This is a genomic window from Kroppenstedtia guangzhouensis, assembly GCF_014637345.1.
GTDB classification, from domain to species: domain Bacteria; phylum Bacillota; class Bacilli; order Thermoactinomycetales; family DSM-45169; genus Kroppenstedtia; species Kroppenstedtia guangzhouensis.
In genome coordinates, this window is record NZ_BMEX01000004.1 from 152034 (window position 1) to 171512 (window position 19479).

Consider the following 19479-nt stretch of genomic DNA (forward strand, 5'->3'; position numbering starts at 1 on the left):
CCCTTTGATCCAATTGGAAGGGAGGGATGACCTGTGAAATACGAGGAAAATGTGAGAAATCGGCTGCGCCGGGTGGAAGGACAGATCGGCGGGGTTCTGCGCATGATGGAGGGTCAACAGGGATGCAAGGAGGTAGTCGCCCAGCTGTCGGCTGCCCGTAATGCAGTGGACCGCATCATTGCCTTGCTGGTGGTTGCCAATCTGCAGCAGTGTCTGTTGGATGAATTTCAAAACGGAGAAGAGGGGGAGAGCAGTCAGATGCTGGACGAGGCCGTCCGGTTGCTGATCAACAGCCGATAAAGGTTTTTTACCTTACCATCCGAAACTGCTTTTCCAGAAGCGCTTCCCCCTGCGGGAAAAGCAGGCCCATCTGCCATCCCCCCATCCCCGCCCATCCCATATTACGAACCAATTGAAACTTGTTGGAGAGACTGCGGGCATCCTCAAACCAAACCGTGCGGGTTTTACCTTTCTCCCGGTACCGAAACCAGGAATTTCTGGATTGGACGTCAAAATGGATGACACTTCCGTGATCCACAGCCTTTTCTATGGCCTTCGACTGAGAGTAAGCCGTGCCCTGATTGGTCCCCGTCACCCATTCATAGGCATATAAGGGAATCCCCAGGTATAGCTTGTGGCGGGGAATGACGGAAGACGCGTATTTCATGGTAGCTTTCACCTCAGCGTAGGGTGCAGACGGACCGGAGCGAGTGTAGGGCGGGATGTACCAATCATAGGCCATCACAAAGATCCGGTCGGCAAATCGTCCGATCCATGGGTAATCGTAGGCTCCTGAATGGGCCGGTGCGCCGGGACTCTGTTTGGGTGGAACGGAGATGGTGACTTCCATGCCGGATGCATGCAACTTGTGACTCAATTCCCGGAGGAATCGATTGAAAATCTTTCGGTCCAGGGGTTTCAATCCTTCGATATCCAGCATGACTCCCTGAAATCGGTTGGCCTTCAGCAAGTGCCAAATACTGTCCACCAGAGTTTTCCGTGCTGTCGGGCGGGAGAGAACTTTCCGCGCTAGGTTGTCGTCAAATCCTTGGTCGGTCAGATTGGTCACCACCGGGTAGGCGAATTGACCCTGTCGCCGAATTTGAGAGGTGGCTGTCCCGAAGGAGCGAACTCCCAGGGCTCCGTTGGGTCGGATGGGAATATGGAAAAGTCCCACCCGGGAAACCTGTCGATATCGGCGGAGGAGTTGCCGGTCCTTCTCCGGAACTCCCGTCGGAACAAAAAATTGTCCGGTGGAAATGTTTCTTTTACGGGGTTGGGGAATATTCAGCCAGGTGCCCGGTCTTAAAGAAGAAAGTCTTTTACCGGGGTTTGCTTTTTTGAGCTGACGAAGATTCAAACCGTGCCGCAGGGAGATGTCCCATGCACTGTCCCCATTCCTGATTTTCAATCGGGTTCCGGGGACAAGGAGAGATTGTCCGGGAACCAACCCGTTTCGGGTCAACCCATTGATCCGTTTCAAATGCTTCCAATCCGTTCGGTAACGAAGGGCCACCTTTTGCAAGGTATCCCCTTTGCGAACGGTTTCGATCACAGTCCCCTGAGCCCGCGGAGTCGCTGACACCATCTGGAAAGGGGGGAAGATTCCGTTGAGCAACAGAGCAAAAACACTCAGAATCCGAATTGCAAACAAACCCATCCCACCTCCTCCTTGATCCGATAGTCTGAGGGATAAATGGGAAGTTCATACATCGCTCTGAAAAAATTTATTTTATGTATTGACATCATATACCCATAGGGGTATACTCTAAACCAGAGAAGGGGTTATTTTTTGCCTCACAACATACCTATAGGGGTATTTGGGGGGTGGAGAGAGGAGTAGCAAGATGTCCAATTGGAAAAATATTTTCGCCGTTGAGGTAACGCGTCGAATGGAGGCGGTCTCCATCTCATCGATGTGCGGGAGGATGAAGAGTTCGCCTCTGGGCGGATTCCCGGTTCCCGTTCGGTGCCTTTGAGCCGCTTGCCCTTGGTGTGGCGGGAAATGGATCCGGATCAGGAAATGATTCTGATCTGCCGCAGCGGAAACCGCAGCGGACAAGCTTGTGAATACTTGTCTCTTAAAGGATTTACTCGCCTGTACAACATGGAAGGGGGTCTCCTGGAGTGGACAGGGGACTTGGAACGTTGACCAGAGAGGAGTGATGGGATGTCTGCATACAAAGTGGACCACAAATTGGACTGCAAAGGATTGTCCTGTCCGATGCCGATCGTGAAGACACGGAAGGCGATTCAGGAAATCCTTCCGGGAGAAGTGCTGGAGGTGGAAGCCACCGACAAAGGTTCCCTGGCCGACATCAAGAGTTGGGCGGAGCGAACGGGTCATCAATACCTGGGTTCCACTGAGGAAGATGGTGTTCTGCACCATTTCCTCCGAAAAGCCTCTGAAGGTGAAGAACAAGAGGAGAAGAAATATCCTCATGTGATCTCTCTGGATGAGGTAAAGTCCCGTTACAAAGAGGCGGGCGTGCAGTTGGTGGATGTACGGGAACCCATGGAGTACGCTTTTGGCCATATCCCGGGAGCCATTTCGATCCCTATGGGTGAAATGGGGGAACGATTCGGTGAGCTGGACTCCAACCGGGAAATCTGGGTGATCTGCCGCAGTGGAAGCCGGAGCGATCATGCCTGCCAGCTTCTTGCGGAAAAGGGGTTCCCCACTGTTAAGAACGTGGTCCCCGGTATGAAGGATTGGGACGGGGAAACAGAGACGAACTGAAGTTTTTGGAGGAGTTACAGAATGGCTGACAAACGCGTGGCAATCATTGCAGGAAACGGTGCTCTTGACGATGCTTACAAAATCTTGAACATCGCATCGGCGGCCGCGGCCACCGATGCGGAGGTTTCCATCTTCTTCACCTTTGAAGGGCTGAATATCATCCATCGCCAAAATCATCAACATCTGCAAATGGGTTCAGGGAAGGAACATTTTGTCCAAGGCTTCAAACGGGCCCATGTGCCTTCGATTGGAGAAATCTTGGAGATCGCCCGGGAATCCGGCGTTCAGATGATCGCTTGTCAGATGACGATGGATGTGATGGGGCTGAAGAAAGAAGAGCTCATCGACGGTGTGGAAGTGGGCGGGGCGGCCACGTTTCTTGATTTTGCTTACGATGCTGACATCACACTGACTTTTTAAAATCGATAAAGGAGGATCAATACGATGGCTGTGTACAACCTTTCCGCTGAACAGCTTCGCGACAAAATGAACAAAGGTGAATCTTTGTTCATCCTGGATGTCCGGAATGAAGGGGATTACGAAGACTGGAAAATTGAGGGGAAAACTATTGAATCCCTCAACATCCCGTATTTTGAATTCCTGGATGATGAGGATGTGGCTGATGACCGTCTCCCGAAAGACAAGGATATTGTGACGGTTTGCGCCAAAGGTGGCTCTTCCGAGTACGTGGCGGAAATCCTCGATGGCAAAGGATTCCGCGCCGCTTCTCTGGATGGCGGGATGAAGGCTTGGAGCCAAGTTTACAATACCATTCTGGTTCACGAAGAGGAACAGTTGAAGTTGTATCAAATCAATCGGCTGGCCAAAGGCTGCCTCTCCTATATGATCTTCTCCAAGGGAGAAGCAGCGGTGGTGGACCCTGGTCGCCATCTCGATGTCTATACGGAACTGGCTGCCCGGGAAGGAGCCAAAATCACCCACATCCTGGACTCCCACGTCCATGCGGACCATATTTCCGGTGGGCCGGCTCTGGCCAAGAAAACGGGAGCCGATTATTTCGTCACCACCAGTGATCTCCAGGGGACACCTCCCTTCGCGTACAAGCCGCTGGAGGAGAACAAACACATCCATTTCGGGGATGTGGAAGTGGAAGTGTTGGCACTTGAAACCCCGGGACATACACCTGGAAGCGTCTCCTTTTTCATCAATAAGCGTTTCATGCTTTCCGGTGACACCATCTTTGTCGGCGGACTGGGCCGTCCCGATCTGGGAGGAAAAGCACGGGAATGGGCAGAAATGCTGTACGACACTGTGTTTAACCAATTGAATGATCTGGCTGATGATGTGCTGGTACTTCCCGCCCACTTCGCTGACCTCAGCGAGATCAATGAGCAAGGAATTGTCGGAGAGAGATTGGGAACGATCCGTCGTAACAACAAAGCTATGCAGACCACGGAAAAAGCGGCTTTCACCGAGATGGTCGCCGGAGCGGCCTCCACCGAAACCCCGCCGAACTATGAGGCGATCATTGCCATCAACCGCGGTGAAAAGTCAGTCGGCGAAGAAGAGGCCACAGAGTTGGAAATCGGCCCGAATCGGTGTGCGGTTCACCATCACGGTTAACAATCACAAGGAGGTTTTATCACATGAAAGCAGATCTGACGGTAGACGCCAAAGGACTTTCCTGCCCGATGCCGATCGTGCGGGCCAAAAAAGGAATCGATCAACTGAATGCCGGGGAAGTGATGGAGTTGATCACCACCGATCCGGGTTCCGTGAAGGACTTCCAGAGCTGGGTAAATCAAACCAGGCACGAACTGCTGGAACACAGGGAAGACGGGGGCGTCTACACCTTCTATGTAAAAAAGGCAGAGTGAATCACCGCCACCAGATCGGGAGAATCCCGATCTGGTTTTTTCACGCCGGGAAGCATCGCGAAGCGGGATTGTGTTATGTATCCTTGTAAGGTATAATATACGCATGGGGGTATATGTATTTTCGACAGGGAGCGGAGGAAAAAATATCTACAAAATCTGCGATTCTTTCATGAAAGGAGTCCGGAGGGCAAGGTTTTTGGGGAATTTTACAGGGGATTTCCGTCTTCTCACTCTCCGATATTCAATTGGAGTCTGTCGGCGCTCTCCTGCCCTTTCATTGGGGTCAAGTGAGAGAGAACAAATGGGTTCCGATTCATGCAGTTTAAAACAGATTTTATATATTTTAACGTTCAGGGAGGGTTTTTAAGATGTCGATCGAGTTGATCACAATCCTGTTTCTGATTGGCTTTATGGGTTCGCTGCTTTCGGGGATGCTGGGAATCGGAGGCTCCATCGTAAAATACCCGATGCTTCTTTACATCCCAGCCTTTTTCGGTGCGGCGTATTATACGGCCCAGGAAGTTTCGGCGCTGGCCATGGTTCAGGTGTTGTTTGCCACCTTGGCCGGGGTGCTTGCCTATAAGAAGAGCAATCTGATCAACGGCCGCCTGGTGCTGGACATGGGTGTCAGCATCGTGATTGGGAGTTTGCTGGGAGGTTATGGATCCAAATATCTTCCCGATGATCTTATCAACGTGATTTACGGCCTGTTGGCCGCTGTTGCGGCTGTCATGATGTTTCTTCCGGACCGCGGGAAGAACAGGGAGATCACTGACGGCGTGGATACCACCGATCTTTCATACAACCGGCTGATTGCCATCATTTCTTCTTTCATTGTCGGACTTCTCTCCGGAATTGTGGGGGCGGGGGGCGCTTTTATCCTGATCCCGATCATGATTTCGATCCTTCACATTCCAACCCGGGTCACGATTGCTTCATCCCTGGCGATTGTGTTCCTGTCCTCCATCGGGGGAACCCTTGGCAAGGTGATGACCGGTCATGTCCTGTGGGGACCTTCGGCCATTCTGGTCATCGGAAGTTTGTTGGGGGCACCGGTGGGTGCTTTCATCGGGAAAAAGGCCAATATCCGTATTCTGCAATATGCTTTGGCCATCTTGATTTTGGCCACGGCGGTCCAGGTCTGGTGGGAGATCCTGGTGTGACGGAAGATAGAGCTTGGGTAAAAAGTCCCATTTTTCTTCAGGGTAACTCCTTCCCTTGTTCCTCCCGTACAGGATTGGAAGAACGAATTTCCGAGCTGAACCCGGACAAAAAATATTATGTGATTTGCAGGACGGGCAACCGGCCTCCTGTCAACTGTTGAATTAAAAATGTGATCACCGGAATGAAAGAGTGGACCGGGAAAACTGAAACCGACTGAGGAGGGAACCAGGTTGGGAAACCGTCCTGTGGCCACCATCGCGAGCAACGGAGGGCTGGATGATGCTTACAAGGTGCTGAACATCGCCACAGCCGCCGCTGCCACAGAAGCCGAAGTCTCCGTTTTTTTCACGTTTGAGGGTCTGAATATTATCCATCGGGAGGGCAATCGAGCCTTGACGATGGGACCGGGAAGGGAACATTTTGTTGAGGGGTTTAAGAGAGCCAATGTTCCCGGAATCCCGGAGATGTTGAATATGGCCAGGGAATCCGGAGTCAAGATGATCGGATGTCAGATGACGATGGATGTGATGAACATCAAAAAAGAGCAGCTGATTGACGGGGTCGAAATCGGAGGAGCAGCCACTTTTCTTAATTTCGCCTATCATCGCGAAACATGGAATTACCAGACACACCCTGATAAGGAGGGCCTGAACAATCTGACAATTGGAGTGTCTGCTGTGGTATACTGTTTCTGTGGTCGAAATTATTTCGAAGGAGTTGATCGATATGATTACGGTTACATTGAACAACGGGTTGAAAATGCCTCAGCTCGGGTTTGGTGTGTGGCAAGTCGAAAACGAAAAAGTGACCGCAGCCGTGGCCAAAGCGCTGGAAGTCGGCTACACCTCCATCGACACGGCCATGATTTACCGCAACGAAACCGGTGTCGGCAAAGCGATCAAGGAATCCGGCATCCCGCGGGAAGATCTCTTTGTGACGACGAAAGTCTGGAACAGCGACCAGGGATATGAGAAAACGTTAAAGGCCTATGATGAGAGCTTGGAACGATTGGGAATGGATTATGTCGATCTGTATCTGATCCATTGGCCGACCCCAAAATATGATCAATATGTGGATACATACAAGGCGCTGGAAAAGCTTTATAAAGACGGCAGGGTGAAGTCGATCGGCGTGTGTAACTTTGAAGTGGAGCACTTGGAGCGTCTTTTGAACGAGTGTGAGATCAAGCCGGTGCTCAACCAAGTGGAATGTCATCCTTACTTGGCCCAAAAAGAGCTGAAAGAGTTTTGTGCCACTCATGATATTTTTGTTGAGGCGTGGAGTCCCCTGAACCAAGGCGGGGAAGTGCTTCATGACAAGGAAATTGAAAAGATCGCTGCCACTCACGGCAAGACCCATGCCCAAGTGATCCTGCGTTGGCACCTGCAAAACAACACCATTGTCATTCCAAAGTCGGTGACACCATCACGGATTGAAGAAAACTTTGATGTCTTTGACTTTGAGCTGACTGCAGAAGAGATGAAGGCGATCGACACCCTCGACCGTAACGCCCGCAAAGGCCCGCATCCCAACGAAATGAACGTGCGGTAACCCGTCCGTCTTTTCACTGTGCCCGACTGGCTCAGGTAAAAGACTTTTATCGGCGGATTTTCAAAAAGCAAATGGTAGCACAATAAAAAAGCCGGGAAGACCGGCTTTTGGTTTATGACTTTCCATTTCCGTTGCCGTTTTCGGTGCGGATCTGCTGATAGATCTTCCGAATCAGGTTTTGTTTGGTTTCCCACAGTTCGTCGCTCAGATCCACCGGAAACTCTTCCGGGTTCAACAGACGAAGGTACTCCTCCCAAAACAAGGTGCGCTGTTCCTGATAGTGGGCCTTGATCTCTTCCAGGGTGGGCAATTCATACACCCGTTTTCCGTTTTCAAAGATCGGCTCCAGGAGGGGGACCGCCCGAAAGTGACGCACTTTTTTCTTCCGGTAGGTGTGTATCGGATGAAACAGGGTGAGAGTTTTTCCTTCATCCACCTGTTGGCCTGCCGGGGTGATCAGGTCGGCACGGGCCTTGTTGGTGTGACGGTCGATAATGCGATAGACCGATTTCAGTCCGGGGGTGGTCACCTTTTCCGGATTGGAAGAGATCTTGATGGATGGGACCCACTCGTTATTTTGGTACCGGGCCACCAATTTATAGACGGCCCCGAGGGCGGGTTGATCATAAGCGGTGATCAAACGGGTTCCCACCCCCCAGGCATCGACCTGAGCACCCTGGGATTTCAAGTTGAGCAGGGTGTCTTCATCCAGATCACTGGAAGCGACGATCCGGGTGTCGGTCAGTCCCGCTTCATCCAACATCCGGCGGGCTTCTTTGGAGAGATAGGCCAAATCCCCGCTGTCCAGCCGGATTCCTGCCAGGCGATGCCCCTGTTCTTTCAGTTCCAGGCCGACTTGGATGGCGTGGGGAACACCACTGCGAAGGGTATCATAGGTGTCCACCAATAGCACGGAATCGTCGGGATAGGCTTTGACAAAGGCGCGAAAAGCCTCCAGTTCGCTGTCAAAATCCTGCACCCAGGCATGGGAATGGGTTCCGCTGACGGGGATGCCGAAACGTTCACCGGCCTGAAGATTGGAGGTCCCGTCAAATCCCGCCAGATAAGCGGCCCGGGCTCCCCAAAGGGCTGCATCCTTCTCCTGTGCCCGACGGGTGCCGAACTCCAGCAACGTATCATTGCCCGCCACGGACTTGATTCGAGCCGCTTTGGTGGCGATGAGGGTTTGGTAGCCGATAAAGTTGAGCAGGGCCGTTTCCACCAGTTGCAATTCCAGAATGGTTCCTTCCAGGCGAAGCAGGGGTTCATTGGGAAAAACCACAGTCCCTTCCTTCATCCCCTGAACATTCCCGGTAAAGCGGAAGTTTCGTAGCAAATCCAAAAAAGCGGGGTCAAACTTTTCCGGTTGATCCGCAAGATATTGAATCTCCTCAGGGGAAAATTTAAGGTTATCCAAATATTGGACAGCTCGTTCCAAGCCGGCAAAAACAGCGAAGCCGTTGCCAAAAGGGAGTCTGCGAAAATAAAGGTCAAAGGCTCTTCGCCGGAGGTGGGTGCCATTTTTCCAGTGGGCGTACATCATAGTGATTTGGTACTTGTCCGTGTGTAAAGCCCACCCCTCTTGGGTTTGCATTGAGTTCACTCCATTCAACTCGAGTCGGAGGCCGGACCGGACACCAGATACATGACCGGAAAGACCTCCCCGTTTTGGATACAGTAGGCGGATAATCGGGGCTCATGGTTTTTGAGAGACAGGATCCAACTGGTCAACTCGGGGTAATGCCATTCTTGAATATCCTTGGCGGAGGGACGGGGGTCTGAACAAGGATGGGAATGTACAATTCCGAGAAGATCCAGACCGAGCCTTCGCATCTCTTTCAGGGTTTCCAGATAAGCTCGTGGCTCAAAGGAAAAAGAGTGAAGGCAGGCGTCTCGATTGGGTATGGGAAAAAAGCGGGTGATTTCCCGGCCGTGACCGGCCAGGAGTCCGCAACCTTCCCGCGGCAATTCCCGCAGACAGTGTCTTTCAATTTGATGGATCACATCACTTCGGATCGAGATCGTCAAAAGAGCCACCGCTTCCACCTCATAGACAGGATCGGGAGAACCCTAACCCCCACATTTTTTCGGAGTCCGTTCATTGACTTCTCTATTTTACTCCGAAATGTCTGGTTGGGCAAAAAGGATCGAGTTTTGGAGTCGTGACCTGTGATACAATGTCGGAATGAAAAGGGGGTGAATCCCGTTGTTGAATCCGATCCAGATCGGTGTTTGCGGATGGGGGGATCACGACCTGTATCCTGCCGGGACTGCCGATCGAAGGAAATTGCCCCTTTATGCCGGTCACTTTCCAGTGGTGGAGGTGGATACGACCTATCATGTGATCCCTCCCCCGGAGCGGATGGCGCAATGGGAGGAGGAGACGCCGGAAGCATTTCGGTTCGTGGTGAAAGCTTACCGGGAGATGACGGGTCACGGCCGGCGGGAAGGGGCGCCGATCCGTTCGATGAAGGAGATATTTCAGGAATTTGCCGCATCCATCCGTCCGATGGAGAGAGCGGGGAAATTGACCGCGGTGTTGTTTCAGTTTCCACCCTGGTATGAGTGCACTCTGGAGCATGTCCGGTACATCCGGTGCTGTCGTCAGGCCTTCCCCGACATTTCCCTGGCGGTGGAATTTCGAAACCGGACTTGGTTTGAACCCCGGTTCCGGGAGCGGACGCTTCGCTTTCTCGAAGAGGAAGGATGGATCCATGTGATTTGTGATGAGCCTCAGGCTGGCATCGGTTCGGTTCCGATCGTTCCCGCTGTCACACACCCCCGTCAGGCACTGATTCGTTTCCATGGTCGCAACCGGTCGGGCTGGAACCAAAACGGCCGGTCAAATGCGGACTGGCGGAGTGTTCGCTATGCTTATCGATATACTGGGGCAGAGTTGATGGAGTGGGTGGACCGCGTTCAAAAACTGAAGGAACAGGTGGAACAGGTGACCTTGCTGTTTAACAACAACTCTCGGGGAGATGCAGCGGACAATGCTAAACAGATGATGGAATTGATGAATTTGGAGATGAAAGGATTGGCACCCCGGCAGTTGGGGATATTTTGAGGTTTTCTTCTATGGGATAACTCAGAACGTCTTGGAGGGAGTATGCTTTTAAAACTGATTCTGTTTCTTGTCATCGGTCTCGTATCCGGTACCGTGGGTACCATCGTCGGGCTGGGAGGAGGAATTATCACAGTTCCAGCCTTGCTGTTCCTCGCTTCCCGCTTTTCCGAGGTGGAACATATCACGCCTCAAATAGCAGTGGGAACATCCTTGATGCTGGTGATCATCACCGCGCTTTCATCCACTCTTTCCTACGCCCGACAGAAGCGTGTCGATTTTTCAAGCGGTTGGAGCCTTTTTTTGGGGAGTGGCCCCGGAGCGATTTTGGGGGCGTGGTTGACCCGTTATTTTACCGGGGGCCTGTTTTTTATCATCTTCGGAGTGCTGATGATTTCCATTGCGCTTCTGTTGACATTTGGCGACCGGCTGAAAGTGGGAAGGGTAAAATGGAGCGTTCGGCGGGAATTTACGGATGCGGAAGGGAATATATACCGTTACGGTTACCATCGCACCATCGCCCTGACCGGTGGTTTTGGGGTAGGGTTGCTCTCTGGTTTGTTTGGGATCGGCGGCGGAGCGCTGTTGGTGCCGCTGATGGTGCTTTTGTTCCGGTTTCCGCCCCATGTGGCCACCGCCACGTCCATGTTTGTCATTTTCCTGTCATCCATCACCGGCTCCATCACCCATCTCTTTCAGGGAAATATCGAATGGATGGCGGTGCTTTTGATCGCTCCCGGTGCCTGGGTCGGTGGAAAGTTGGGAGCCTGGATTTCCCGCAAAATGAGCAGTACCGCCCTGATGTGGGCCTTGAAGTTGGCGATCGCGGTGGTGGCGATCCGGATGATCGTCGAAGGTCTTTCCTGACCGAGGAGGTGGAGTGAACTGCATGAGTCGGGTGCATATCCTCTATACAAATGATCTTCACAGCCATTTTGAATCGATGCCGGCCATCCATACCCTTCTTCACAGGCTGTCCGAACAGTTGGAAGGCGAAGGGGAAAAAGTGTTTCGGGTGGATCTGGGCGACCATATGGATCGGTTCAGCTTGGAGACGGAAGGAACCCTGGGCCGAGCCAACCGCGCGGTGATGGATGTCACGGGGTATGAACTGGTCACTCTGGGTAACAATGAGTTGCTCACCTTTTCCAAAGAGGAGCTCCACGATCTGTATGAGAAAGCCCCGTTTGAAGTGTTGGCACTCAATGTGGAAGAGGTGAACGGACAACGTCCTCCTTGGATCAAGTCTTGGGAGATACGGGATGTGGATGGATTTCGCATCGGATTTCTGGGAGTGACGATCCCGTTTCCACAGTTTTATAAATTGCTGGGGTGGCAAGTGTCCGATCCTTTTGAGGTGCTGCCCCGGGTCGTCAGCCATCTTCGGAAGGACGTTCATGCTGTAGTGATTCTTTCCCATTTGGGTCTGGGTAACGACCGCCGGTTGGCGGAGGTGGTTCCGGGAATCGATGTGATCCTGGGCTCCCACACCCATCATCTGTTGGAGGTTCCGGAACGGGTGGGGAACACTCTGATCACCGGGGCGGGAAAATTCGGCGGCCATGTGGGACATGTCATGCTGGATTTTGATCCGGTTCGACAAAGGGTGACCGGCCGGGAAGCTCGGTGTTTGCCGGTGGCCAACATCGATCCCGACCCTCGGGTGAAGGATCAAATCGACTTATTTCGCAGGGAAGCGGAGAAACGGCTTTCCGAAGCGATCCGGGAGCTGAACCGCCCTCTTCCCATCGATTGGTATGCAGAATCCCCCCTGGGCAATTTTCTGGCGGACGGATTGCTCCAATGGGTGCCGGATTCCGACTGTGCCTTGGTGAATGCCGGCCAATTGCTGGGAGGGTTGCAGGCGGGTTGGGTCACCCGGGCACATCTCCATCGGATCTGCCCCCATCCGATCAACCCGGTGCAACTCGTGTTGTCCGGAAGACAGATTCGGAGGATTTTGGAAGAATCCCTAATCCGGGAACAGCAGGAACGGGAGATCCGGGGGTTTGGTTTCCGCGGCAAAAAGCTGGGGATGATGAACCTGGCGGGGATGGAAGCGGAGGTGAACCCGTTGAAGCCACCCGGCCAACGTTTGGAACGGGTTCAGATCAACGGGGCATTGTTGAAAGAAGATCGGAACTACCGGGTGGCCACCATCGATATGTTCACCTTTGGGGCCGGATATGGGGAGTTCAAAAAGGGAAAAGAGATAAAGTATTTTTTGCCGGAATTTTTGCGGGATGTACTGGCTCATCATCTCCGGCAAACCGGGGCGCCGGAGAGGAGCTTTCGTCCCCGTTGGCGCGATTCCGGTTGATTCAGGAGCGGGGACGGGCACCGGGAATCCGGTCCTGGAACCGCTCCATTACATATAGGAAGGGAAGGCCCAGACCGTAACAGATGACCAATTGGCCGACACCCACATAAAACATGGCCGCAGGCAGGGTGACGTCGAGATTGCTGACAGTTTTCAACAAAGTTCCGACGATGACGGCATTGACCAAAACCGGGGGCAACGGGGCCAACCACCGGGTCGGCATCCGTGCCGTCAACCAAGCGGCGATCAGGGAAGCCAGACTTCCGAAGACAACATCATAAAAACCGACTGGGCTGAACAGGTTGGCGATCAACGCTCCGACAAACAGTCCGGGGACGGCCAGGGGGGTCAGATAGGGAAGGACGGTCATCACTTCTGAGATGCGAAATTGAATCACTCCGTAAGAAAGCGGATAGAGCGTCAAGGTCAGCACCGCATAGATGGCGGCGATCATGGCAATAGGGGCGATTTTTTTTGCTGACATGCTTCGGTGCCTCCTCTCCGCCCCTTAGTATAACCCATGTTCAGGATGGTTTCTTCCCCCGAAGGGAAGATTAAACAGGGATTTTTCCGCCATCCAGCTCTTTTATCATATTTGTGCTTCGCACAGGCTTCCCAATCGGTTAGAATAACCTCAGGAACGAAGGAGGTACGAACATGCGTTTTGTGGACGACCTGTTCTCCCTTTACCGGGAGCATTTGGCGGATGACGAAGAAAACGCCGTTTCGGTGGTTCTCAATATCCTGGAAGATCAAACCCGGGAAGATATCATGAAGCTGATCCGGGAGATGGATGACGAAGAAGTGATTCAGATGGTGGGGGTTTATCTTGTGGAGATGCTCAAGATGAAAATGGCCCAGGAAGGGGAGAGAACCGACTGGGAATCGCTCTTCAACCGACCGCGTTACCACTAGAAGCGTTGTGAATTAGTGCTGGCCGGGTCGGTCGGGATTGGGTTTCACATTGTTACGCGGAATGTGAAATGATCCCGACAGATTCGGAGCACTATCTCACTGAACCACAAACTTCCTACACCCCTTCTTTCCCTTCGACATAGGGTATAAGAGATCTGAACAGGACAGGAGGGGTCGGTATGGTCCGGTTGCAACCGATGCAAGTGGAAGGGCACTCGGTGATCGGGGTGGAGGTGGATCTGCCCAAGACCCATCTCTTGATAATCACCACGGAGAAGGGGTACATCATGTGTGGTGCGTTGGATGTGGGCTTGCTGAATGAAAAATTGGCGCAACGGGGTATCCTGGCGGGTCGGGCGGTTGGGGTGAGAACCCTGGAAGATTTATTGGAAGCCCCTTTGGAGATGGTGACCACCCAGGCGGAGCAACAGGGGATTCATGCGGGAATGTCCGGGCGGGAAGCCCTGCTGAAGATGGTATAACGGTTGCGATCAAGGTGCTGGGAGAGCACCTCTTTTTTTTGCGAAAATTGTCGGGGAGCTTCAACCCCGCTATACTGAGGCTGGATGGTTGAGATTTTGGAACCGAAAGGCTGGGGACTCTGATGGCAACCTGGTATGGAAGCAAAGGCAGCCGGCCGGTGACAGGATCGCCGGAGGCCATGAAACTGATGGAAGCCTATTTTGTCGAAATCGTTGCCGCCAAGCAAGTGACCAAAGCGGAGATCAAGCTGATGGGTTACCTGGTGCGCAAGTACCTCCGCCTCGGGGAAGGGGGAGATTCCCTACGCATCGGCACCAAGGATTGGGTCCGGGAAGCGGGCCTGGCCGCCCACGAGGTGGACAAGACTTTGGCCAAATGTCAAGAACGAGGCTGGCTCTCCATCGACCCCCACTCCAAACCCGCAGCTCTCCGTCTTCGGCTGGCATCCAGGGCGGAGTAAACCGGCGAACCCCCCGGGATTTCCCGGAGGGGTTCTTCACATAAACGGATCGCTCTTTACCGAATATCCAATCCCAAAAGATCACTTTTCCTGAACACCTTGGATAATCTCCTCAATCATTTCCTGGGCGCGAATTCCCTCCCGCCCATTGACGGAGGGTGGGGTGTCTCCTTTCAGGGAATCCACGAAATGTTGAACGGCATCCACAAATCCCCGCCGTTTGAGAACAGGTTCCCAGGCTCCCGGTGGTCGGATGAACTTTTCGCCGTCCCGCTCCATTTCCATGGTTTCCAAATGGAGAACCCGTCGCGTTTTTCCGCCGGTGATCGCCTCCAGCCGTTCCATATTTGTCCCCGCTTCCCGGTGCATGGCGGTGTGGATGGAGGAGCCATTGGACAGGGAGAAGATATGGTTAGCAAACAGCAGAGATCCATCCTCTTTCACTTTCACCTCACCATGCAGGGTGAAAGAGTCCGTTTCTGCCAACCAGATCGCGGTGTCGATCAAGTGAATATAGTCATCCAGCAGGGTGAAACCAAATGGATGACGGGAGGAACGGATCCGGTGTTTGTCCAGACGGATCAGAACAGGGGGATGCAAACCGTCCTTAATTTCCTGATACAAGGGGGCAAAGCGGCGATTAAATCCGACCATCAATTTCCGTCCTGTCTTTTCACTCAATTCCACCAGCCGCCAACCTTTTTCCACAGTGGAGGCCAGAGGTTTGTCGACGTAAACATCCACACCTCTTTGCAAACATTCGGAAACAATGTGATCATGGGTGTCTGTGGAAGTATGGACAAATATGGCATGGCAATCCCGGATCAGCTCCGGAAGGCTTGAAAAATTCCGGATCCGGTATTCCCGGCAGATCCTCCGGGCTTTGGAGCGAGTCAGGGAGAAGGCACCAACCAACTCCCAATCGGTTTCCTTGGTAAGAATCGGCAAATAAGCTTTTTGTGCGATGTTTCCCAACCCGACGATTCCGATCTTGGGTCTCTCCATGGTTCCCCTCCTTTTGGGCGTGGGATGATTGCACGTATATGTTATACAATTTAGGTAGTTCCCGCGTTTTGTCCTTTTTTAGGATTTCCTGAACAAAGTGGAAGGCCCCCTCAGGCCCTCACCAAAGAAAAAATGATGTGGTCGATTCAAGACCCACTTTGGCGGCACCTGCCAGGACTGCAACGGCCCGGCTGTATGGCTTCCAGAAAACCAAGGGTGATGGCGACAGTGGTGATCCCGTGTACCTTCAAATCCGGGATCATGGCTTGGGCTGAGGATCTTGGCCAGGCAGTACACTTTTGCCGATTGTTGTTTTGGTCACCACGATTGCCGGGAGGTTTACTGGTCATCGCCGTCCCAAAAGGATTTCTTTACTCCATTGGCAGCGGCAATCTCAATTCTTTGGCCAGGCGGGTCAGGTCTTGGGGCAGGGGGGAGTGGACGGTGACCGGTTCTCCCTGGAGGGGATGGCGGAAACTTAACTGGCAGGCGTGCAGGGCCTGACGGCGGATGAGGGGACTGGTGCTCCCGTAGAGTCCGTCCCCGAACAGGGGAAATCCCAGATGGGAGAAGTGGACGCGGATTTGATGGGTCCGTCCCGTTTCCAGCTCCACCCGCACTAAAGTAGCATCAGGGTTCCGGGCCAAGACGCGGTAGTGAGTGATGGCGGGATCTCCCGACGGGGAGACCCGGCGCCGAAGGGGGTGGCCCGGCTCCCGGTCGATGGAGGCGTCGATCGTTCCCTCCGCCTCCGGGGTGTTTGTCAGGGATCCCTCCAAAAAAGCATAGTAGACCCGTTTCAGCCGCTTTTCCCGCAGTTCCCGGTCCATCAGTTGATGGGCGTAGGCGGATTTGGCCACCACCAGCAGCCCGGAGGTATAGCGATCCAGACGGTGGACAGGGCGGACCTTCCCTTCCCATCCTTGCTCTTTCCACCAGTGGACAATGCCGTGGGCCAATGTTCCTGTCTCATCGGGACGTACAGGATGGACGTTGATTCCGGCGGGTTTGTTCACCACCATCCAGTCCGCATCCTCATAGGGCACCTCCAAGGAGATCGGTTCCGGTTCCAGATCGGCACGTTCCCGGGGTCGGACGGCCACCTGAATCCGGTCCCCCTCTTTGACCACCCGTTTCAGGAAGGGCATCTGGCGATTGAGACGGATGCCGCGGGATCGAGTGAGCCGGTTGATCATCCGGTTGGAGAGGAGGAGAGGGCCTTTTAAGACCTCCTCCACAGTCCGATTGTGCCACTCTCCGGTAATAATATAGGTGATCCATTTGTTGTGTTGCATTCGACACATTCCCCGCTTTCAAGGAATTTCTTATCTACTTCTCTCAAGGTGTCCAGCTAGAAGCATTGTGATTTAGTGCGTTCTTGGACGGTCGGGATTGGGTTTCACATGTCGTTTTCGTTGTTCTTACGATCCAAAATCACTCCATGTGAAACCCAATCCTCCCTGTGAATGACTTTTTCAGAACGCTTCCAGACGGATCGGGAGAAAGCTTGCCAGTCCGTGCCATTTTGTTCCTCAGTTTAAATCCTATCTTTTTTTTCGTTTTTGGCAAGATGAAACGTCCGGGGTTTGTCACTAGGTGTCATCTGTGGTATATTGTTTGGCGACAAGGACAAAGGGGAGCCGGAGGGACCGGTTGAGAGGGTGCTGCACCGCACCGACCCACTGAACCTGATCTGGATGATGCCAGCGTAGGGAACATACGGAAGATGTGGCCAAAAGGGCCGCTGTATGCATGCGTATGGAAAACTCGCAACCAATCCGGACAGGGTTGGTTTTTTTATGTATCCAAAGGAGGGAATCCCATGGCCAATGCGAATGTCAGTCTGCAGATTCTGCCCCAGGGGGCGAGTGATGAAGAGGTGTACGCCCGTGTGGATGAAGCGATTCGGGTGGTTCAAGCATCCGGTGTCAAATACCGGGTGGGTCCGATGGAGACCACGATGGAAGGGGATTATGACCAGTTGATGGCCATTGTGAAAAAGGCCCAGGAAGCAGCGGTGAAAGCGGGGAGTTCCCGAGTGCTCTCCATCATCAAGGTGGACTATAAACCCTCCGGCGTCACCATGCAAGAGAAGACGGGTCCATACGACACCGACGATTCCCGGTGAAAAAGTGGGTGAGGAATCGGCTTCGGGGGATATTTCCCCCTTTATTGACCCTTTTTTTGCTGCTGGCAGTCTGGGAAACAGGTGCCCGCCTATCGAAGGTGGAGGCATGGCTATTGCCCGCTCCAAGCCGAATCGCAAAAACACTGGTGGATAGCTGGGAGTTGCTCCTGCGCCATACCGGACCCACTCTGACGGAAGCCGCTCTCGGCTTTGGGCTGGGAATCGGGGTGGCCCTCCTGCTGGCGGTGGGGATGGAGCTCTTTCCCTGGCTCCGGCGGGGAGTGTATCCGCTCCTGATCACTTCTCAGACGGTTCCGGTGATCGCCGTCGCCCCGCTCTTGATTCTCTGGTTCGGGTATGAACTCCTTCCCAAGGTGCTGATCGTCGCCCTGGTTACCTTTTTTCCGGTGGTTGTCAGTACGGTGGACGGGCTGCGCTCCGCCGATCCGGATATGGTGCGACTGTTGAAGTCCATGGGGGCGGGCGAGTGGCGGGTGTTTCGGATGGTCCGTTTTCCCCATGCCCTGCCTTCCTTTTTTTCCGGGATGAAGATCGCCGCCACTTATGGGATCCTCGGGGCTGTGATCGCCGAGTGGCTGGGGGCGAGTGAAGGGTTGGGTGTCTTTTTGATCCGTTCGCAAAATTCCTTCGCCGCCGACCAGGTGTTTGTGGCGATCGCTGTCATCACCTTTTGGAGTTTGATCCTGTTCGGGTTGGTACAGGTCCTGGCCCGGTGGACGGCCCCTTGGGCTTATATCGATAGAGAGGAAGATCGGAGAGGAGAGCCAAAAGGATGAACAGATACAGACGAGGTTTCCGGTGGATGGTTTTGCTGTTGGTGCTGGCTTTCACACTGACCGGCTGCGGGACTCCCGATGACAAGGGCGGAAGCAGTGGGAAAAAAGTGACTTTGATGCTGGATTGGGTGCCCAATACCAACCACACCGGGCTGTATGTGGCTCAGGAGAAAGGCTACTTTGCCGATGAAGGGCTACATGTTAAGATCGATACCCCGGCGGAAACGACAGCCAACCAGCTGGTGGGAGCGGGCAAGGCGGATTTTGGGATCAGCTCCCAGGAATACGTGATTCAGGGTCGGGCCCAAGGGGTGCCGATTGTCTCCATCGCCGCCATTTTGCAACATAACACCTCCGGCTTTGCTGCCCCCAAGGAGAAGGGAATCAAGCGGGCCCGGGATTTTGTCGGCAAGACCTACGGTGGTTGGGGAACTCCCATTGAAAATGCCTTTATCCAAACGGTATTGCAGATGGACGGGGTGAAGACGAAACAGGTGGAAGACAAGGTGAAGATCGTCAATATGGGGGAATCCGATTTCTTTGCCGCCACCAAACGGAACGTGGATTTTGCCTGGATCTACTATGGCTGGACAGGTATCCAGGCGGAGATCCAAGGGGTGGATCTCGACTTTTTGGAGTTGAGGAAGCTGGATCCAGTACTGGATTTTTACACCCCCACCCTGATTACCAATGAACAAATGATCCAAAAGGATCCGGATACTGTTAAAAAACTGGTCCGAGCAGTCAGCCGGGGTTATCAATATGCCATCGAGCATCCGGAGGAAGCGGCGGATATACTGGTGAAGGCCGCCCCCGAGACGGATAAAAAGCTGGCCCGGGCCTCCCAGAAATGGATGAGCCGTCAGTATCAGGCGGAAGCTGAGCGCTGGGGTGAACAGAAGGAAAAGATATGGGTCGATTTCAGCGGCTGGATGTGGGAGCACCGATTGATCGAGAAGAAGATTGACCCGGAGAAGGCTTATACCAATGACTTTTTGCCGGAGAAGTGATGAT

Annotated in this window: 23 protein-coding genes, 1 pseudogene and 1 riboswitch; of the genes and pseudogenes, 18 read left to right on the forward strand and 6 right to left on the reverse strand. The window is 53.4% G+C overall.

Going from position 1 to position 19479, the window contains the following annotated elements; all coding sequences use genetic code 11:
• The first annotated feature begins 33 nt into the window (after positions 1 to 33).
• A complete protein-coding gene (locus IEV46_RS07260) occupies positions 34 to 300 on the forward strand; it encodes a metal-sensing transcriptional repressor (protein WP_009711456.1) in 267 nt (88 codons plus the stop codon).
• A gap of 7 nt (positions 301 to 307) precedes the next feature.
• On the opposite strand, the gene IEV46_RS07265 is transcribed toward IEV46_RS07260, so the two are convergent.
• Positions 308 to 1660, reverse strand: a complete 1353-nt coding sequence (locus tag IEV46_RS07265) for a glycosyl hydrolase family 18 protein (RefSeq protein WP_188431460.1) — start codon at positions 1658 to 1660, stop codon at positions 308 to 310.
• A gap of 258 nt (positions 1661 to 1918) precedes the next feature.
• Here IEV46_RS07265 and IEV46_RS07270 point away from each other — a divergent pair, with 258 nt between their 5' ends.
• From IEV46_RS07270 to IEV46_RS07305, 8 genes and pseudogenes are all read left to right on the forward strand, one after another.
• Entirely contained in the window at positions 1919 to 2152 is a 234-nt protein-coding gene (locus tag IEV46_RS07270; protein ID WP_229735958.1) for a rhodanese-like domain-containing protein, read from the forward strand.
• 18 nt (positions 2153 to 2170) lie between these two features.
• Positions 2171 to 2740 (forward strand): sulfurtransferase TusA family protein, encoded by a 570-nt coding sequence (locus IEV46_RS07275; RefSeq protein WP_009711459.1) that lies wholly within the window; start codon positions 2171 to 2173, stop codon positions 2738 to 2740.
• Positions 2741 to 2761: 21 nt separating this feature from the next.
• Positions 2762 to 3160: a DsrE/DsrF/DrsH-like family protein gene (locus tag IEV46_RS07280; protein WP_188431462.1), complete on the forward strand. Its 399-nt coding sequence runs from the start codon at positions 2762 to 2764 to the stop codon at positions 3158 to 3160.
• 24 nt (positions 3161 to 3184) lie between these two features.
• Positions 3185 to 4324 (forward strand): MBL fold metallo-hydrolase, encoded by a 1140-nt coding sequence (locus IEV46_RS07285; RefSeq protein ID WP_188431464.1) that lies wholly within the window; start codon positions 3185 to 3187, stop codon positions 4322 to 4324.
• Between the two features lie 23 nt (positions 4325 to 4347).
• A complete protein-coding gene (locus IEV46_RS07290) occupies positions 4348 to 4578 on the forward strand; it encodes a sulfurtransferase TusA family protein (protein WP_188431466.1) in 231 nt (76 codons plus the stop codon).
• 368 nt (positions 4579 to 4946) lie between these two features.
• Positions 4947 to 5741 (forward strand): sulfite exporter TauE/SafE family protein, encoded by a 795-nt coding sequence (locus IEV46_RS07295; RefSeq protein WP_188431468.1) that lies wholly within the window; start codon positions 4947 to 4949, stop codon positions 5739 to 5741.
• 231 nt (positions 5742 to 5972) lie between these two features.
• Positions 5973 to 6341, forward strand: a pseudogene (locus tag IEV46_RS07300) (DsrE/DsrF/DrsH-like family protein); the annotation flags it as partial.
• Between the two features lie 127 nt (positions 6342 to 6468).
• Complete coding sequence (locus IEV46_RS07305; RefSeq protein WP_188431470.1) at positions 6469 to 7293, forward strand: aldo/keto reductase; 825 nt, start codon at positions 6469 to 6471, stop codon at positions 7291 to 7293.
• 112 nt (positions 7294 to 7405) lie between these two features.
• Here IEV46_RS07305 and IEV46_RS07310 read toward each other — a convergent pair whose 3' ends face one another.
• Positions 7406 to 8887 (reverse strand): nicotinate phosphoribosyltransferase, encoded by a 1482-nt coding sequence (locus tag IEV46_RS07310; RefSeq protein WP_188431472.1) that lies wholly within the window; start codon positions 8885 to 8887, stop codon positions 7406 to 7408.
• Between the two features lie 14 nt (positions 8888 to 8901).
• On the reverse strand, positions 8902 to 9330 hold the full coding sequence (locus IEV46_RS07315; protein ID WP_188431474.1) for a M67 family metallopeptidase: 429 nt from the start codon (positions 9328 to 9330) through the stop codon (positions 8902 to 8904).
• A gap of 172 nt (positions 9331 to 9502) precedes the next feature.
• Here IEV46_RS07315 and IEV46_RS07320 point away from each other — a divergent pair, with 172 nt between their 5' ends.
• From IEV46_RS07320 to IEV46_RS07330, 3 genes are read left to right on the forward strand one after another with little or no spacing between them, the layout of a single operon-like run.
• On the forward strand, positions 9503 to 10360 hold the full coding sequence (locus tag IEV46_RS07320) for a DUF72 domain-containing protein (protein WP_188431880.1): 858 nt from the start codon (positions 9503 to 9505) through the stop codon (positions 10358 to 10360).
• Between the two features lie 42 nt (positions 10361 to 10402).
• On the forward strand, positions 10403 to 11224 hold the full coding sequence (locus IEV46_RS07325; protein WP_188431476.1) for a sulfite exporter TauE/SafE family protein: 822 nt from the start codon (positions 10403 to 10405) through the stop codon (positions 11222 to 11224).
• A gap of 22 nt (positions 11225 to 11246) precedes the next feature.
• Positions 11247 to 12677, forward strand: coding sequence for a bifunctional metallophosphatase/5'-nucleotidase (locus IEV46_RS07330; protein WP_188431478.1), 1431 nt, complete (start codon positions 11247 to 11249; stop codon positions 12675 to 12677).
• A 1-nt stretch (position 12678) separates the two neighbouring features.
• Here IEV46_RS07330 and IEV46_RS07335 read toward each other — a convergent pair whose 3' ends face one another.
• Positions 12679 to 13161 carry a QueT transporter family protein gene (locus IEV46_RS07335; RefSeq protein ID WP_188431480.1) on the reverse strand — a complete coding sequence of 161 codons (483 nt, stop codon included), beginning with the start codon at positions 13159 to 13161 and terminating at the stop codon, positions 12679 to 12681.
• A gap of 173 nt (positions 13162 to 13334) precedes the next feature.
• On the opposite strand from IEV46_RS07335, the gene IEV46_RS07340 reads away from it, so the two are divergent.
• The 3 genes from IEV46_RS07340 (at position 13335) to IEV46_RS07350 (ending at position 14535) form a co-directional block, all read left to right on the forward strand.
• Positions 13335 to 13592: a DUF6154 family protein gene (locus IEV46_RS07340; protein ID WP_188431482.1), complete on the forward strand. Its 258-nt coding sequence runs from the start codon at positions 13335 to 13337 to the stop codon at positions 13590 to 13592.
• A gap of 179 nt (positions 13593 to 13771) precedes the next feature.
• Complete coding sequence (locus IEV46_RS07345) at positions 13772 to 14074, forward strand: YunC family protein (protein WP_188431484.1); 303 nt, start codon at positions 13772 to 13774, stop codon at positions 14072 to 14074.
• 122 nt (positions 14075 to 14196) lie between these two features.
• Positions 14197 to 14535, forward strand: coding sequence for a hypothetical protein (locus tag IEV46_RS07350; protein WP_188431486.1), 339 nt, complete (start codon positions 14197 to 14199; stop codon positions 14533 to 14535).
• An 81-nt stretch (positions 14536 to 14616) separates the two neighbouring features.
• On the opposite strand, the gene IEV46_RS07355 is transcribed toward IEV46_RS07350, so the two are convergent.
• Together IEV46_RS07355 and IEV46_RS07360 are read right to left on the reverse strand one after the other, a co-directional pair.
• A complete protein-coding gene (locus IEV46_RS07355; protein WP_188431488.1) occupies positions 14617 to 15540 on the reverse strand; it encodes a Gfo/Idh/MocA family protein in 924 nt (307 codons plus the stop codon).
• Positions 15541 to 15911: 371 nt separating this feature from the next.
• Positions 15912 to 16835 carry an RluA family pseudouridine synthase gene (locus tag IEV46_RS07360; RefSeq protein WP_188431490.1) on the reverse strand — a complete coding sequence of 308 codons (924 nt, stop codon included), beginning with the start codon at positions 16833 to 16835 and terminating at the stop codon, positions 15912 to 15914.
• 328 nt (positions 16836 to 17163) lie between these two features.
• Positions 17164 to 17272: riboswitch (TPP riboswitch) on the forward strand.
• Between the two features lie 90 nt (positions 17273 to 17362).
• Between IEV46_RS07360 and IEV46_RS07365 the strand changes: the two genes are divergently transcribed.
• The 3 genes from IEV46_RS07365 (at position 17363) to IEV46_RS07375 (ending at position 19475) form a co-directional block, all read left to right on the forward strand.
• The gene (locus IEV46_RS07365) at positions 17363 to 17668 is read left to right on the forward strand and encodes an MTH1187 family thiamine-binding protein (protein ID WP_188431492.1); all 306 of its coding nucleotides are present in this window, start codon (positions 17363 to 17365) and stop codon (positions 17666 to 17668) included.
• Positions 17669 to 17781: 113 nt separating this feature from the next.
• Entirely contained in the window at positions 17782 to 18465 is a 684-nt protein-coding gene (locus IEV46_RS07370; RefSeq protein ID WP_229735960.1) for an ABC transporter permease, read from the forward strand.
• Complete coding sequence (locus IEV46_RS07375) at positions 18462 to 19475, forward strand: ABC transporter substrate-binding protein (protein ID WP_188431496.1); 1014 nt, start codon at positions 18462 to 18464, stop codon at positions 19473 to 19475. Before IEV46_RS07370 ends, IEV46_RS07375 begins: the two co-directional genes overlap by 4 nt.
• Positions 19476 to 19479 lie beyond the last annotated feature (4 nt).